Annotated in this window: 16 protein-coding genes and 1 tRNA gene; 12 read left to right on the plus strand and 5 right to left on the minus strand. The window is 66.4% G+C overall.

Annotated features, from left to right (window positions below):
* Positions 1–74, minus strand: a tRNA-Gly gene (locus tag BDW16_RS18115).
* A gap of 102 nt (positions 75–176) precedes the next feature.
* Here BDW16_RS18115 and BDW16_RS18120 point away from each other — a divergent pair.
* From BDW16_RS18120 to BDW16_RS18135, 4 genes are read left to right on the plus strand one after another with little or no spacing between them, the layout of a single operon-like run.
* Positions 177–1013 carry an HpcH/HpaI aldolase/citrate lyase family protein gene (locus BDW16_RS18120; RefSeq protein ID WP_066574641.1) on the plus strand — a complete coding sequence of 279 codons (837 nt, stop codon included), beginning with the start codon at positions 177–179 and terminating at the stop codon, positions 1011–1013.
* Positions 1010–2119, plus strand: a complete 1110-nt coding sequence (locus BDW16_RS18125; RefSeq protein WP_066574638.1) for an 8-amino-7-oxononanoate synthase — start codon at positions 1010–1012, stop codon at positions 2117–2119. The genes BDW16_RS18120 and BDW16_RS18125 overlap by 4 nt, the downstream gene beginning before the upstream one ends.
* A complete protein-coding gene (gene bioD, locus BDW16_RS18130) occupies positions 2116–2715 on the plus strand; it encodes a dethiobiotin synthase (RefSeq protein ID WP_066574635.1) in 600 nt (199 codons plus the stop codon). Before BDW16_RS18125 ends, bioD begins: the two co-directional genes overlap by 4 nt.
* Positions 2712–3959: an adenosylmethionine--8-amino-7-oxononanoate transaminase gene (locus tag BDW16_RS18135; RefSeq protein WP_066574633.1), complete on the plus strand. Its 1248-nt coding sequence runs from the start codon at positions 2712–2714 to the stop codon at positions 3957–3959. The genes bioD and BDW16_RS18135 overlap by 4 nt, the downstream gene beginning before the upstream one ends.
* Before the next feature lie 4 nt (positions 3960–3963).
* Here BDW16_RS18135 and BDW16_RS18140 read toward each other — a convergent pair whose 3' ends face one another.
* Together BDW16_RS18140 and BDW16_RS18145 are read right to left on the minus strand one after the other, a co-directional pair.
* A complete protein-coding gene (locus tag BDW16_RS18140; RefSeq protein WP_066574629.1) occupies positions 3964–5289 on the minus strand; it encodes a methyl-accepting chemotaxis protein in 1326 nt (441 codons plus the stop codon).
* Between the two features lie 90 nt (positions 5290–5379).
* Positions 5380–6258 carry a LysR family transcriptional regulator gene (locus tag BDW16_RS18145; RefSeq protein WP_126004064.1) on the minus strand — a complete coding sequence of 293 codons (879 nt, stop codon included), beginning with the start codon at positions 6256–6258 and terminating at the stop codon, positions 5380–5382.
* Between the two features lie 196 nt (positions 6259–6454).
* On the opposite strand from BDW16_RS18145, the gene BDW16_RS18150 reads away from it, so the two are divergent.
* Positions 6455–7966, plus strand: coding sequence for a CoA-acylating methylmalonate-semialdehyde dehydrogenase (locus BDW16_RS18150; RefSeq protein ID WP_066574625.1), 1512 nt, complete (start codon positions 6455–6457; stop codon positions 7964–7966).
* A gap of 39 nt (positions 7967–8005) precedes the next feature.
* Here the strand turns inward: BDW16_RS18150 and BDW16_RS18155 are convergent, their stop codons facing one another.
* The gene (locus tag BDW16_RS18155) at positions 8006–8416 is read right to left on the minus strand and encodes a YybH family protein (protein WP_066574622.1); all 411 of its coding nucleotides are present in this window, start codon (positions 8414–8416) and stop codon (positions 8006–8008) included.
* Positions 8417–8493: 77 nt separating this feature from the next.
* On the opposite strand from BDW16_RS18155, the gene BDW16_RS18160 reads away from it, so the two are divergent.
* Positions 8494–9420, plus strand: a complete 927-nt coding sequence (locus BDW16_RS18160; protein WP_066574621.1) for a polysaccharide deacetylase family protein — start codon at positions 8494–8496, stop codon at positions 9418–9420.
* Between the two features lie 8 nt (positions 9421–9428).
* Here BDW16_RS18160 and BDW16_RS18165 read toward each other — a convergent pair whose 3' ends face one another.
* Positions 9429–9626, minus strand: a complete 198-nt coding sequence (locus BDW16_RS18165; protein WP_066574618.1) for a hypothetical protein — start codon at positions 9624–9626, stop codon at positions 9429–9431.
* Positions 9627–9707: 81 nt separating this feature from the next.
* On the opposite strand from BDW16_RS18165, the gene BDW16_RS18170 reads away from it, so the two are divergent.
* The 6 genes from BDW16_RS18170 to mmsB are packed head-to-tail and all read left to right on the plus strand — an operon-like array spanning position 9708 to position 14342.
* Positions 9708–10850, plus strand: a complete 1143-nt coding sequence (locus BDW16_RS18170; protein ID WP_066574616.1) for an acyl-CoA dehydrogenase family protein — start codon at positions 9708–9710, stop codon at positions 10848–10850.
* A gap of 14 nt (positions 10851–10864) precedes the next feature.
* A complete protein-coding gene (locus BDW16_RS18175; protein WP_125958809.1) occupies positions 10865–11293 on the plus strand; it encodes a hypothetical protein in 429 nt (142 codons plus the stop codon).
* On the plus strand, positions 11290–12327 hold the full coding sequence (locus BDW16_RS18180; protein ID WP_066574610.1) for an enoyl-CoA hydratase/isomerase family protein: 1038 nt from the start codon (positions 11290–11292) through the stop codon (positions 12325–12327). The genes BDW16_RS18175 and BDW16_RS18180 overlap by 4 nt, the downstream gene beginning before the upstream one ends.
* The gene (locus tag BDW16_RS18185; protein WP_174532032.1) at positions 12327–12683 is read left to right on the plus strand and encodes a YunG family protein; all 357 of its coding nucleotides are present in this window, start codon (positions 12327–12329) and stop codon (positions 12681–12683) included. The genes BDW16_RS18180 and BDW16_RS18185 overlap by 1 nt, the downstream gene beginning before the upstream one ends.
* Positions 12680–13453, plus strand: coding sequence for an enoyl-CoA hydratase (locus BDW16_RS21730; protein WP_066574605.1), 774 nt, complete (start codon positions 12680–12682; stop codon positions 13451–13453). Before BDW16_RS18185 ends, BDW16_RS21730 begins: the two co-directional genes overlap by 4 nt.
* Position 13454: 1 nt before the next feature.
* The gene (mmsB, locus tag BDW16_RS18195) at positions 13455–14342 is read left to right on the plus strand and encodes a 3-hydroxyisobutyrate dehydrogenase (RefSeq protein ID WP_066574602.1); all 888 of its coding nucleotides are present in this window, start codon (positions 13455–13457) and stop codon (positions 14340–14342) included.
* The last annotated feature ends 128 nt before the right edge of the window (positions 14343–14470 follow it).

Below are 14470 nucleotides of genomic sequence, written 5' to 3' on the forward strand. Positions count from 1 at the left end.
TGGAGCGGGTGAGGGGAATCGAACCCCCGTCGTAAGCTTGGGAAGCTTCTGCTCTACCATTGAGCTACACCCGCTCGGGTGAGCGCTGCCATAGGATGCGGGCGGCTTGTGGTTCAAGTCCCTTCTTGAACTTCCACGCAATCGGGCGGATGGGGCAGCGCAAAGAGAGGTACCCGATGAAGCTGCGTTCCATGCTGTTCGTTCCTGGTGACCGGCCCGACCGGATGGAAAAGGCACTCGCCAGCGGTGCCGATGCCCTGATTCTGGACCTGGAGGATTCGGTGACTCCAGCCAACAAGGGTGCTGCGCGGCTGGCAGTGGCGAAGTTCCTGGCGGAGACTCGCAGCGAGGTCAGCCACTGGGTACGGATCAATCCGCTCGATTCGGGGATGACGCAGGATGACCTCGCCGCCGCGCATGGTGCCGACGGCATTGTGCTACCCAAGGCGGAGAATGGCGCCGATGTCGCCTCGCTCGATGCGATGCTGGGCGGGATCGCCGCGCGTATCCTGCCGATCGCGACCGAGACTCCGGCTGCGGTGTTCGGCCTGGGCAGCTATGCCGGCTGCTCGCCGCGCCTCGCTGGGATCACCTGGGGCGCCGAGGATCTGCCCGCGGCGATCGGTGCGGTCTCCTCACGCGAGAAGGACGGGAGCTACACGTCACCCTATGAGATCGTTCGTGCGCTGACCTTGTTCGGTGCCCATGCCGCCGGCGTGCGCGCGATCGAGACCGTCTATCCCGATTTCCGTAACCTTGACGGGCTCAAGGCCTATTGCGCGCGGGCGATGCGCGACGGCTTTACGGGCATGATGGCGATCCACCCCGCTCAGATCGAGATTATCAATGCTGCCTTCACGCCTTCCGAGGAGGCCGTGGCACACGCCCAGCGCGTCGTCGCGGCGTTTTCGGCCAATCCGGAGGCGGGTGCCCTCCAACTCGACGGCAAGATGATCGACGCCCCGCACCTCAAGCAAGCCGAGGCCCTTCTGAAGCGCGCCGGCGTCGAGTGAGCGGGGATTTCCATCGCGGCGATCTGGAGCGGTTGCGAAACGCGGGCCGCTACCGCTCGCTGACGCCACGGACCGGCATCGACTTCGCCTCCAACGACTATCTCGGCCTGGCTAACGACCAAAGGCTGCGAGACGCGGTCGCGGCGGCGCTCGACCGCGGGCTTGCCGTGGGATCGGGGGGATCGCGACTGCTGCGCGGCAACGATCCGGAGATCGCAACGCTAGAAGCCGAGGCCGCGGCGATGTTTCGCGCCGAGGCTGCATTGTTCTTCTCGACCGGCTTTGCGGCAAATGTGGCGCTGCTCGCGACATTGCCGCAGCCCGGCGACCTGATTGTCCATGACGCGCTGATCCATGCCAGCGTGCATGATGGCCTCAAGCTGTCGCGCGCACCGTCCGTGGCGGCAGCACATAACGACGCGCAGGCGGTCGACGACGCAATCGCTTCATGGCGGGGGCAGGGCGGCGCCGGCACACCCTGGATCGCGGTCGAGAGCCTGTATTCGATGGATGGCGATCGCGCCCCAATTGCCGCGCTCGCCGAGGTGGCGGCACGGCATGACGCCATGCTGATCATCGACGAGGCGCATGCGACCGGCATATGGGGCAACGGCGGACGCGGTCTCGCCGCGACGCTGGAGGGGCAGCCCAACATCATCACCCTGCATACATGCGGCAAGGCGCTGGGATGCGAAGGCGCTCTGGTGTGCGGAGCGCGCGTGTTCATCGATTTCCTCGTCAACCGCGCGCGTCCCTTCATCTTCTCGACCGCGCCCTCGCCGTTGATGGCGGCTGCGGTACGGGAGGCGCTGCGGATCGTCGCCGACGAACCGGCGCGGCGCGAGACGCTGCACTGGCTGATCGCCCATGCCGAGCGCGTGCTGGCGCCGCTCGGCGTCACCCCGACCGGGTCGCAGGTGCTTCCGCTGATCGTCGGCGGCGACGCCGAGACGATGGCGCGTGCCGCTGCGTTGCAGGCGAAGGGCTTCGACGTGCGCGGCATCCGCCCGCCGACCGTGCCGGCGGGGACGGCGCGGTTGCGCATCTCGCTGACGCTCAACGTCACTCAGGGCGATATCGACCGGCTGGCGGATGCGCTGAAGTGATCGTCGTTACCGGAACGGATACGGGCGTCGGCAAGACGGTCGCCGCCGCCGCGCTGGCGTGGCGCCTCGGGGCGTCCTATTGGAAGCCGGTCCAGGCCGGGCTGGATGAGGAGACCGACAGCGAGGTTGTCGCGCGGCTCGCTAGCGTCGAGGTTCTGCCCGAGGCCTATCGGTTGACCACGCCCTGCTCGCCGCATCGCGCCGCCGAGATCGACGGCGCGACGATCGATCTCGACCGCCTCTCCCCACCGCCCGGTCGGCTGGTGATCGAGGGGGCGGGCGGAGCACTGGTGCCGCTGACCCGCGACTTGGTCTATGCGGATATATTCGCGCGCTGGGGGCTGCCCGTCGTGGTCGTCGCGCGCACGACCCTCGGAACCATTAACCACACTTTGCTGACTGTCGAAGCTTTGCGCGCACGCTCAATATGGGTAGGTGGCATTCTCTTCTCGGGGAATGCGATGCCGGACAGCGAGGCGACGATCTGCGCGATGGGCAAGGTCCGCTCGCTCGGGCGGATTCCCGTGCTCGATCCGCTGACGCCGGAGAGGTTGCGCACGGCAGCCCAGGCGCTCGATCTGGCAGATCTGGCATGAAGCAGTCCCCGGTCTGGCACCCCTTCACCCAGCACGGCCTCAACGAGCCGGTGCCGCTGGTGACCCATGCCGAAGGTGCGGTGCTGCATACCGCTGATGGGCGGCGGGTGATCGACGCGATCTCATCCTGGTGGGTGACCACGCACGGCCATGGCAATCCGCGCATCGTCGCAGCGATCCGCGATCAGGCAGAGAAGCTCGATCAGCTGATCTTCGCCGGCTGGACCCACGAACCTGCCGAGACGGTCGCGCGCGACCTGGTGGCGATGATGCCGCGCCCGCTCGACCATGTCTTTTTCTCCGACAGCGGGTCGACCAGCGTCGAGGTCGCGATCAAGATGGCGCTGGGCCATTTCGCCAATCGCGGGGAGCCGCGCCACCGCATCATCGTGATGCAGGGCAGCTATCATGGCGACACGATCGGCGGCATGTCGGTCGGCGCACGCGGCGTGTTCAACCGCAGCTATGCGCCGTTGCTCTTCGACGTTGACACAATCCCGTTTCCCGAAGGCGCGAACGAGTATCGCGCGCTCGACGCGCTCGAACAGCTTTGCGCCCAGTCGCCGCTGCCCGCCGCGATGATCGTCGAGCCGCTGGTGCTCGGCGCCGGGGGCATGAAGATGTACCCGCCGGGCGTGCTGCGTGCGATGCGGGAGATTTGCGCGGCGCATGGCGTGCTGTTCATCGCGGACGAGGTGATGACCGGCTGGGGCCGTACCGGCACCCTGCTGGCGTGCGAGCAGGCGGCGGTCGTGCCCGACCTGCTCTGCCTGTCCAAGGGGTTGACCGGGGGATCGTTGCCGCTCGCGGTGACGATGGCGACGCCCGAAATCTTCGAATCGCACCGGTCGAAGGACCGTTCGAAGATGTTCTTCCACTCGTCGAGCTACACCGCCAACCCCATCGCCTGCGCCGCCGCTGCCGCGAACCTCGCCATCTGGCGCGAGGAACCCGTGCTCGAGCGGGTCGCGCATCTGGCGCACCGCCAGCGCAGCTACAGCCGTGCGCTGGCGGGGAAGGTCAACAACCTGCGCCAATTGGGCACGATCGTCGCGATGGAGGTGCAGGCACCGCAGGGAGCGTATCTCTCGGTACTCGGGCCGCGGCTGATGAGCTTCTTCCGCGAGCGCAACGTGTTGCTGCGCCCGCTCGGCAACACCGTCTATGTCATGCCGCCCTATTGCATCTCGGACGAGGATCTGGCGCGCGTCTACACCGTGATTGGGGAGGCGCTCGAGGCGTAGGACCCTAGGCCGCGCGCAGTTCCGCAAGGAACGCGTTGACCGTATTCCCCAGCGCGTCCGCTTCGGCACGGATGCGTCCGGCAAGGCCGCCCATCTCGCCCGCGCTGCTCGATGCCGAGCGTGCGGTCGCGCCGATCGCCTCGACATCGTCGTGGATCTGCGCGCCTGCAGAGACGGCTTCCTCGACCGTGGCGGCGATCAGGCTAGTCGTGTCGCGCTGCGTGCCGACTGCGTCCTCGACCGTGTCGGACAGGCGCGCCATCGCCGCGATCGCGGCCTCGACCTGAGCATGGCCATCGGCGACCTGGACGATCCCGCCGCGAATCTCCTCGACATGCGCGGTGATGCGCTGGGCGGCGACGCCGGCCTGAGTGGCAAGGATCTTCACTTCGTTCGCGACAACGGTGAAGCCGCGTCCCGCATCGCCGGCGCGCGCGGCTTCGATCGTCGCGTTGAGCGCGAGCAGGTTCACCTGTTTGGCGATCTCGCCGATCAGACCGATCACGGCGTCGATCGATTGCGCCGAGTGCATCAGCCCGTCCATCCGCGCGCTGCCCGCACTCACCAGTGCCACCGCATCCGCCGCAGCGGTCTTGGCGCGTGCGGTGTCGCTGTTGATCGCGGCAAAGGCGCCGGCGAGCAGACGGCCCCGGTCGGCGATGTCGCGCATCGAAAGGCTGGTCTGCCCGGCGGCGGCGGCGACCGCCGCGGCGCGATCGCCGGTGTCGGCGGCCCGGCTCTCGGTTTCCTTGGCGTTGCCCGCGATGAAGCGGGCGAGATCGGTGAGCGCGCGGGAGAGCCCCGCTACCTGCCGCTCGAATCGCGCCGTTGCTGCTTCGATCCGCTGTGCTCGCTCGACCCGCACATGCGCGGCGGCGAGATCGCGGGTCGATGCAAGATGGACGAGGCGCCGGTTGGCGACCACCGCGAACAGCCGGTCCTGATGCGTGACGATCATCCCCTCGGCCCCGTTGGCGGCGCGATAGGCATCGATCAGCGCGCCAGGGTCCTGATCGACCTCGGCGGTCGGGCAGGCGCGGATATGCGCTGCAAGGCCATTGCCATAGGCCGGGTTGCGCATGAGCGCATGGCCGAATGGATTGAGCAGCAGGCGCCGCACGTCCTTCTCGAACACCGCGCCGATCGCGCGATGCCGGCTATCGACCACGGGGAGCAGGCGCAGCTCCATGTTGGTCTGGAACAGGTCGATCGCCTTGAACAGCGTATCGGTCTGACGAAGGAAGGGCGGGGTTCGCTCGATCGTGGTCAGCCAATCCCGCATCGTGAGGGCGTGGGGCAGGTCGACCGGGGCTGCGGATGCGCGGAACATGGCGTCCACCTAGGGCGCTCAGGGTAAATGCGACCTTATCCGGGCGTGACAGTTTGAAGACAAATGGCGGTTTTTCGCGCCTTTTCGCGGTTAACCTTCCAGCTGCGCGCGATGCCGCCCCGCCAGCGCGGTCAGCCAATCGGCGAACGCCGCCACATGGGGGAAGTGCCGCGTCTCTTCATGGGTCACCATCCAGAAACTTCGCCGGATGCGGATATCGGGCAGCACGCGCGTCAGCTTGCGGTCCGCGTCGCCGATGAAGCAGGGCAGCACCGCGACGCCTGCGCCTGCCGTGGTCATCCGGTATTGCGCGTTGATGCTCGACGATCGCAGCTGCGGCTCGGGCGCGCCGGGAACCTCGTCCAGATAGCGCAGTTCGGGCGCGTAGAGGATGTCGGGTACATAGCCGATCAGGCGATGGTCGCGCAGCTGGTCAGGCGCGTTGAGCGGCGCGCTGCGGGCAAGATAGTCGGTCGAGGCGTAGAGCCGCAGCCCATAGTCGGCGAGCTTGCGCGTCAGCAACGGCCCGCGGCGAGGGCGGGCGAGCAGCACCGCGACATCGGTCTCGCGCCGCGTCGGATTAAGGAAGCCGCTGGTCGCGACCAGATCGACCGCCAGCCCCGGATGCGCGTCGGCGAGATCGCCAAGATGACGGCTGACGAACCAGGTGCCGAAGCCTTCGGACACGCTCGCCCGGATCGTGCCGCGTACGGCGCCGCCCGGGTCGCGGCTGCCGATCGCGGCGGCGGCACGTTCCATCGCGCGGGCATGGGTCAGCAGCCGTTCGCCCGCCGGGGTCAGCGACTGGCCATCCTGGCCCTGCTCGAACAGACGCTCGCCCAACGCCTTTTCCAGTCTGCGCAGGCGCCGTCCTGCCGTCGTAGCGTCGATCTCCAGCGCTTGCGCAGCCTTTGCCAGCTGCCCGGTGCGGGCGATCGCGAGGAAGATCGGCAGATCGCTCCAGTCCATTGCCTGCAAATATGCAGCTTCTACCTGCATGTCGATGGGTTGCTCGCGTGGTGGGCGCGGGTGCAGAAAGTTAATGGTTCGTCATTCCCGCGAAAGCGGGAATCCATCGATTGGGTGCTGAGGCTCTCTCGCGAAGCCAGCCAGAATGGATCCCCGCCTTCGCGGGGATGGCGGTGAAGAACTTGGAGAGGTTCAAATGGCGACGGCGGTCCGTGAGATTTCGCACTTCATCGGCAATGCGGCGACGGCCGGGACCGGCACGCGTCGTTCCGACGTGTTCGATCCCAATACCGGTGCGGTACAGGCACAGGTGACGCTGGGCGCGCAGGCCGATCTCGACGCGGCGATGGCTAATGCTGTCAGGGCGCAGATCAGCTGGGCGGCGACCAACCCGCAGCGCCGCGCGCGCGTCATGTTCAACTTCAAGGCGCTTATCGAAAAGAACATGGAGGAGCTGGCGCATCTGCTCAGCTCCGAACATGGCAAGGTCATCGCCGACGCCAAGGGCGATATCCAGCGCGGCCTCGAAGTGATCGAGTTCGTCTGCGGCATCCCGCATGTGCTCAAGGGCGAGTACACTCAGGGCGCCGGGCCAGGGATCGACGTCTATTCGATGCGCCAGCCTCTAGGCGTGGTCGCGGGCATCACCCCGTTCAACTTCCCGGCGATGATCCCGATGTGGATGTTCGGCGTCGCCATCGCCTGCGGCAACGCCTTCATCTTGAAGCCCTCGGAGCGCGACCCGAGCGTCCCCGTTCGCCTCGCCGAGCTGATGCTTGAGGCCGGGCTACCCGAAGGCGTGTTGCAAGTCGTGCAGGGCGACAAGGAGATGGTCGACGCGATCCTCGACCATCCCGAGATCAAGGCGGTCAGCTTCGTCGGCTCGTCCGACATCGCGCACTATGTCTATCGCCGCGGCGTTGCAGCCGGAAAGCGCGTCCAGGCGATGGGCGGTGCCAAGAACCATGGCATCGTCATGCCCGACGCCGATCTCGATCAGGTCGTCAACGACCTCGCCGGCGCCGCCTTCGGCTCGGCGGGCGAGCGCTGCATGGCGCTTCCGGTGGTCGTGCCGGTCGGCGACAAGACCGCCGATGCGCTGCGCGCCAAGCTGCTGCCCGCGATCGAGGCGCTGCGCGTCGGCGTCTCGACCGATGCCGGGGCGCATTACGGCCCGGTCGTGACTGCCGCGCACAAGGCGAAGATCGAAAGCTACATCCAGATGGGCGTCGACGAGGGCGCGGAGCTGGTCGTCGATGGCCGCGGCTTCACCCTTCAGGGGCATGAGCAGGGCTTCTTCGTCGGTCCGACCTTGTTCGATCGAGTCACTCCGCAGATGCAGAGCTATCAGGAAGAGATTTTCGGCCCGGTGCTCCAGATCGTCCGTGCCCCCGATTTCGAGACCGCGCTGCGCCTGCCGAGCGAGCACCAATATGGCAACGGCGTCGCAATCTTCACCCGCAACGGCCATGCCGCGCGCGAGTTCGCGGCGCGCGTCAATGTCGGCATGGTCGGCATCAACGTGCCGATCCCGGTGCCGGTCGCCTATCACACCTTTGGCGGCTGGAAGCGCTCGGCCTTCGGCGACACCAACCAGCACGGCATGGAAGGGATCAAGTTCTTCACCAAGGTGAAGACGGTCACTCAGCGCTGGCCGGACGGTTCGCCGGACGGCGGCAACGCGTTCGTCATCCCGACAATGGGGTGAATCGTGGCGCGGGCATCTGGCGAACCTCTGGGGAAAGCTTCAGCTGGCCGGAATGCGCGTATTCTGGTCGTGAACCAGCCGCCATTCGCCGCCTTCCCGGCGGAAGGTGAGCGTGAGCCAGCTGCTGGTGTTGACCGGCTTTCCCTCGTCGGACGAGGAAAAGTAGGTGCGGTAGGTGGCGATCGCGATGTCCTTGCCCTCGATCAGCGACTGGCGTTCGAAGCGCATCGACCAGCTCTTGTCCGCAAAGAATTCGCGGTGGAAGGCAAGGAATTCGGCCCGCGTGGTCATGCGCTTGCCATTGGGAAGGATCAGCTCGAGCCGGTCGCCCCTGGTGATCGTCGCCTCGATCTCCGTAAAGTCGCGCTTTGGGATGGCGGCGACGTGTCGTTCGAGCGTCGCGGTAAAGCTTGCCTGGGCGGCGGCGGCGATCATCAGCGTGGTGAGCATCGGCGTCCTCTCGTTTCCGTCGCGACGATGCTAGGATCGCGAATCCCGACCGGCAATCCGCAGATGAGGCAAGGCGCATGAAATGGATCGCGGCATTTTGCGGATTTCTGCTGACGCTCGCTCCCGCCGCCGCGCAGAAACGGATCGCGATCAGCTTCGATGATACCCCGCGCCATGCGGGCGGTTTCATGCCCCCCGATGCGCGGGCGAAGATGCTGGTCCAGTCGCTGCGCAAGGCCAGGGTCAAGCAGGCCGCCTTCTTCGTCACCGTCGGCAATCTGGAAAAGGCGGGCTTTGGCAATGGCGCCGCGAACATCGCAGCCTATGTCGCCGCCGGCCATGTCATCGCCAACCACAGCTTCGCGCATCAACGGCTGAGCGGGATGACGGCTGAGGCGTATCTTGCCGATATCGACCGCGCCGGGACTTGGCTCAAGGATCGCCCCGGTTACCGCCCCTGGTTCCGCTTCCCGTTTCTCGACGAAGGCGGCAAGGACAAGGCCAAGCGCGACGTCGTGCGTGCGGGGCTCAAGGCGCGCGGCCTGTCCAACGGCTATGTCACCGCCGAATCGGTCGATTGGTTCATCGACGATCAGGCGATGGCGGCTAAAAAGGCCGGGAAGCGCGTCGATCTGGATGCGCTGCGCGACCTCTATGTCGAAAGCCATGTTGAGGCCGCCGAATTCTATGACGGGCTGATGGTGAAGGCCGTCGGCCGTCAGCCCGTCCAGATGCTGCTGCTGCACGAGAACGACGTTGCGGCGATGTTCTTGGACGAGTTGGTCGCGGCGCTGCGGGCGAAGGGGTGGGAGATCGTCACCGCCGACGCCGCCTATGCCGATCCGCTCGGCGCGCTGGTTCCCGACGCTCCCATCGCTCAGGGCACGCTGACCGAGGCGTTGGCCTGGCAGAAAGGTCTGCCCGCGCCGCGCTGGTACGCGCGCAACGATCCCGATCTCATGGGCCCGCTCTTCCGCCGCCGCGTGCTGGGCGAGGCGGAATGAGCGTCGCGCTACATCGGCTCCTGACGGCCTTCGATCACGTCCTCGACCGCGCGTTGCTGCTGCGATCCGTGGCGGGGCGCCTGATCGCGGACATGACATCCTTCCTGTTTCTGGCAGATGCTGACGGCAAGGCTGTTGAGCGTCTCGGGCGTGGCGCAGGCGCCGGTAGCAAGCAGCGGCGCGACGAGCAAAAGACGAAGCTTCATGCGGTGAACCTCCCCGATCTGTGCGGCATCGGATCGCACGGACCTGGGCGGCGTTCAACCGGCGAATGAAAAGAGGGGATGATGGAGCAGTTCGATCTCAACGAAGACCAGCGCGCGATCCAGGAGATGGCGCGCAAGTTCACCGCGGACGCGATCACCCCGCACGCCGCCGAGTGGGACGAGAAGCACATCTTCCCGCGTGAGACAGTGAAGGCCGCGGCCGAACTCGGCTTCGGCGCGATCTATGTCTCCGAGGAGAGCGGCGGGATCGGCCTCGGTCGGCTCGAATCGGCGCTGATCATGGAGGCGATGGCCTATGGCTGTCCCGCGACCAGCGCGTTCATCTCGATCCACAATATGGCGAGCTGGATGATCGACCGTTTCGGGTCGCAGGCGGTGAAGGACAAGTATCTGCCCCGGCTCGTCACCGCCGACTGGCTGGCGAGTTACTGCCTGACCGAGCCGTCCTCGGGCTCCGATGCTGCCGCGCTCAAGACCACGGCGAAGCGTGACGGGGATCACTTCATCGTCAACGGCTCGAAGCAATTCATCTCCGGTGCGGGCGAGAACGAGCTTTATGTCACCATGGTCCGCACCGGCGCCGACGGCCCCAAGGGCATTTCGTGCCTCGCGATCGAAAAGGACATGCCCGGCGTCAGCTTCGGCGCCAATGAGCGCAAGTTGGGTTGGCATGCGCAGCCAACACGCCAGGTGACGTTCGACAATGTCCGCGTGCCCGTAGAAAATCTCGTCGGCGGCGAGGGGGAGGGCTTCCGTATCGCCATGATGGGGCTCGACGGCGGGCGGCTCAACATCGGCGCCTGCTCGCTCGGCGGGGCGCAGCGCTGCCTCGACGAAGCGGTGCAGTACACCAAGGACCGCAAGCAGTTCGGCTCGGCGATCGCCGATTTCCAGAACACTCAGTTCATGCTCGCCGACATGGCGACCGAGCTGGAGGCTGCGCGCGCGCTGCTTTACCTCGCCGCGGCCAAGGTGACTTCGAACGCGCCCGACAAGACCAAGTTCGCGGCGATGGCCAAGCGTTTCGCGACCGATACCGGATCGTCGGTGGTCGATCGCGCGCTTCAGCTCCATGGCGGCTATGGCTACCTCATGGACTATCCGATCGAACGCTTCTGGCGCGACCTGCGCGTCCATTCGATCCTCGAGGGCACCAATCAGGTGATGCGGATGATCGTCGGACGGGAGTTGACCCGCCAGTGATGGGAGACATGACCATGAAGCGACACTGGATCGCGCCGCTGGCACTGGTGCTCGTCGCCGGCTGCAATGGTGCGGACAACGCCAACACCGTTGCCGAGAACGCGGTCGACAATAGCCCGGCGCTGATCGCGAACGATGCCGGGCTGGGCAATGCCGCGGACACGGCGTTCGTCTGGCCTGACACGCTGTATGTCGTGGGGGATGGCTATCCGAACGCGGGTGATCCGTGCCGCCGCATCGGCGAAAGCGTGGCGACGGTGGACTATCTCGACGACAGCGCCACCTTGGTCGGCTGCCCCGGTGATGCGCGTTCCGTGGCGGCACAGGCGCTGGCCGGAAGCGGCAAGGTGGTCGGCACCCATGAAGGCGTGACGCTGATCAGCGTGCCCTCGCGTGACGCCAATCCGGGTCTCGGCAACATGACCGGGGCGAAATCCGAATGAGCGATGTCCTGATTTCGGTCGAAGGCCAGGTCGGTCGCATCCGGCTCAACCGGCCCAAGGCAATCCATGCACTCAACACCGGTATGTGCGCCGCAATCCTGGATGCGCTGATTTCATGGCGCGACGATACCGCGGTCGAGGTGGTGATGATCGATCACGCCGAGGGCCGGGGTTTCTGCGCCGGCGGCGATATCCGCATGATCGCTGAGAGTGGCGCGGGCGACGGCAGCGCGGCGCGCGACTTCTTCCGGGTCGAATACCGGATGAATCATGCGCTGTTCACCTATGCCAAGCCGGTCGTCGCCTTCATGGACGGCATCACGATGGGCGGCGGTGTCGGGATTTCGCAGCCGGCCAAGTATCGGGTGGCAACCGAGAATACCAAGCTGGCGATGCCGGAGACCGGGATCGGCCTGTTCCCCGATGTCGGCGGCGGCTGGTATCTCTCGCGGCTTGCGGGGCGCACCGGCCAGTATCTCGCACTGACCGGGCACCGCCTCGACGGCGCCGAGTGCCTCGCGCTGGGGTTGGCGAGCCACTACCTCCATTCCGAAGCGCTGGAAGATGCCAAGGCGCGGATCATCGCTGATCCTCAGGCGATCGATGCGGTGCTGGACGCGCTGTCCTCGCCCGCGCCCGATGCCCGTATCCTTGCCCATCGCGGCGCGATCGACCGTCTCTTCGCATCGGACAGGCTTGAAGACGTGCTCGCCGCGCTCGAAGCGGATGGCGGCGAATGGGCGGCGCAGCAGCTCGCGACGCTGCGCACCAAGTCGCCGCAGACGATGAAGGTCAGCCTCAAGCTGCTGCTCGACGGCAAGACCATGCCGACCTTCGAGGACGAAATGCGGCAGGAGTTCGCAGTCGGCAGCCATGTCGTGCAGCGCCACGATTTCATCGAGGGCGTCCGCGCGCTGATCATCGACAAGGACAATGCGCCGAAATGGAATCCGGCGAATGTCGAGGAGGTGAGCGATCATCTGATCGACCAGATTTTTGCCCCTTTGTCCGCGGATCAACAATGGGAGCCCTGATGCGCTACGAGACCCCGGCCGATTTCTATCACATGGTCAAACGCGCCTGGAGCGCGGAAACGATCCCCGACGCTTTCGATCCGCTCAACCCGTGCCGAAACCAGTGCGCGGTCACGGCGCTCGCCACTCAGCATCTGTTTGGCGGGGAGATCTTCAAGACCGCGACCAAGGGCGGCACCCATTTCTACAACCGGATCGACGGACGCTATTGGGACCTCGCAGCCGACCAGTTCGACGAGCCGATCCCCTACGACAACAGCCCCAGTTCGACCGAGGAAGCGCATGAGCACGCGACTCCCGCGCAGCTCGCCGCTCTCCTCGCCAATGTCGAGCGCCTGCATCAGGAGTCCAAATGAACTACGAAACCATCCTCGTCGAACAGCACGGGGCCGTCACGCTGGTGACGCTGAACCGGCCGCAGGCACTGAACGCGCTCAACAGCCAGGTCCTGACCGAGCTGCTCGATGCCTTCGCGAAGTTCGATGCCGATCCGTCACAGGGCTGCGCGGTGCTGACCGGCAGCGAGAAGGCGTTCGCCGCTGGTGCCGACATCAAGGAGATGCAGGCACAGGGCTTCGCCGACATGTACGGCCATAACTTTTTCGCTGGCTGGGACCAGTTCACGCGCACACGCAAGCCGATCATCGCAGCCGTCTCGGGTTTCGCACTCGGCGGCGGGTGCGAGCTGGCGATGATGTGCGACTTCATCCTAGCCGCCGACACCGCGAAATTCGGCCAGCCCGAGATCAAGCTGGCGGTCGCGCCCGGCATGGGCGGCTCGCAGCGCCTGACCCGCGCGGTAGGCAAGGCCAAGGCGATGGAGATGTGCCTCACCGGCCGCATGATGGGCGCGGAGGAAGCCGAACGCGCCGGTCTCGTCAGCCGTATCGTGCCCGCCGCCGACCTGCTCGACGATGCGCTCAAGACCGCCGCGGCGATCGCGGGCATGGCGCCGCTGTCGGTGCTGGCGAACAAGGAAATGGTCAACGCCGCGTTCGAGACGACGCTGGCGCAGGGCGTGCAGTTCGAACGGCGGCTGTTCCACGGTCTGTTCGGTACTGCCGACCAGAAGGAGGGCATGGCTGCGTTCGTCGAGAAGCGTCCCGGCAACTGGACGGGGAAGTAACATGGCGCGGGTTGGTTTCATCGGGCTCGGCAACATGGGCGGCGGGATGGCCGCGAATCTGGCCAAGGCGGGACACGACGTTCGTGCCTTCGATCTCTCCGCCGACGCGCTGGAGCGCGCCAAGGCGGCGGGCTGCCTGCCGGTCGAGAGCGCTGCTGCCGCTGCCGAGGGTGCCGAGGCGGTCATCACCATGCTGCCCGCGGGCAAGCATGTCGAACAGGTCTATGAGGACAGCGTGTTCGGTGCGGCGGACACCGGCGCGATCCTGATCGACTGTTCGACGATCGATGTCGCCACCGCGCGACGCGTCGCCGATGCGGCGCAGGCCAAGGGCCTCGCGGCAGTCGATGCGCCGGTCTCGGGCGGGATCGCGGCTGCGGCGGGCGGCACGCTGACCTTCATGGTCGGTGGCGACGCCGCGGCGTTCGAGCGGGCGGAGGTTTTCCTGGCGGCGATGGGCAAGGCGGTGATCCATGCCGGCGGCAACGGCGCGGGGCAGGCGTCGAAGATCTGCAACAACATGCTGCTCGGCGCGACCATGGTCGCAACCTGCGAGGCGCTGCTGCTCGCGCAGAAGCTGGGGCTCGATCCGCAGACGTTCTACGATATCGCCTCGGTCTCGTCGGGGGCGTGCTGGTCGCTCAACACCTATGCCCCGCTGCCGGGCATGGGTCCGCAGACTCCAGCCGACAACGGCTATCAGGGCGGGTTCGCCGCGGGGCTGATGCTCAAGGATCTGAAGCTTGCGATGGAGGCGGCGGAGAGCACGCACAGTGAGACGCCGATGGGCGCGCGCGCTGCTGAACTCTATACCAAGTTCGCCGATGCCGGGAATGCTGGCGTCGATTTCTCCGGCATCATCAAGATGCTGGGCGACGGGAAGGTGTAATCCCAACGGTCGTCATCCCGGCCTTGTGCCGGGATCAACCGCGCGGCGAGCGATGAAGTAGAGGCTCCATCGCATGCCGCGCGGCGATGTGGACCCCGGCGCAAGACCGGGATGACGGATCAGGCGGG

It is taken from the genome of Sphingomonas koreensis (assembly GCF_002797435.1).
In the GTDB taxonomy this organism is placed as follows: Bacteria; Pseudomonadota; Alphaproteobacteria; order Sphingomonadales; family Sphingomonadaceae; genus Sphingomonas; species Sphingomonas koreensis.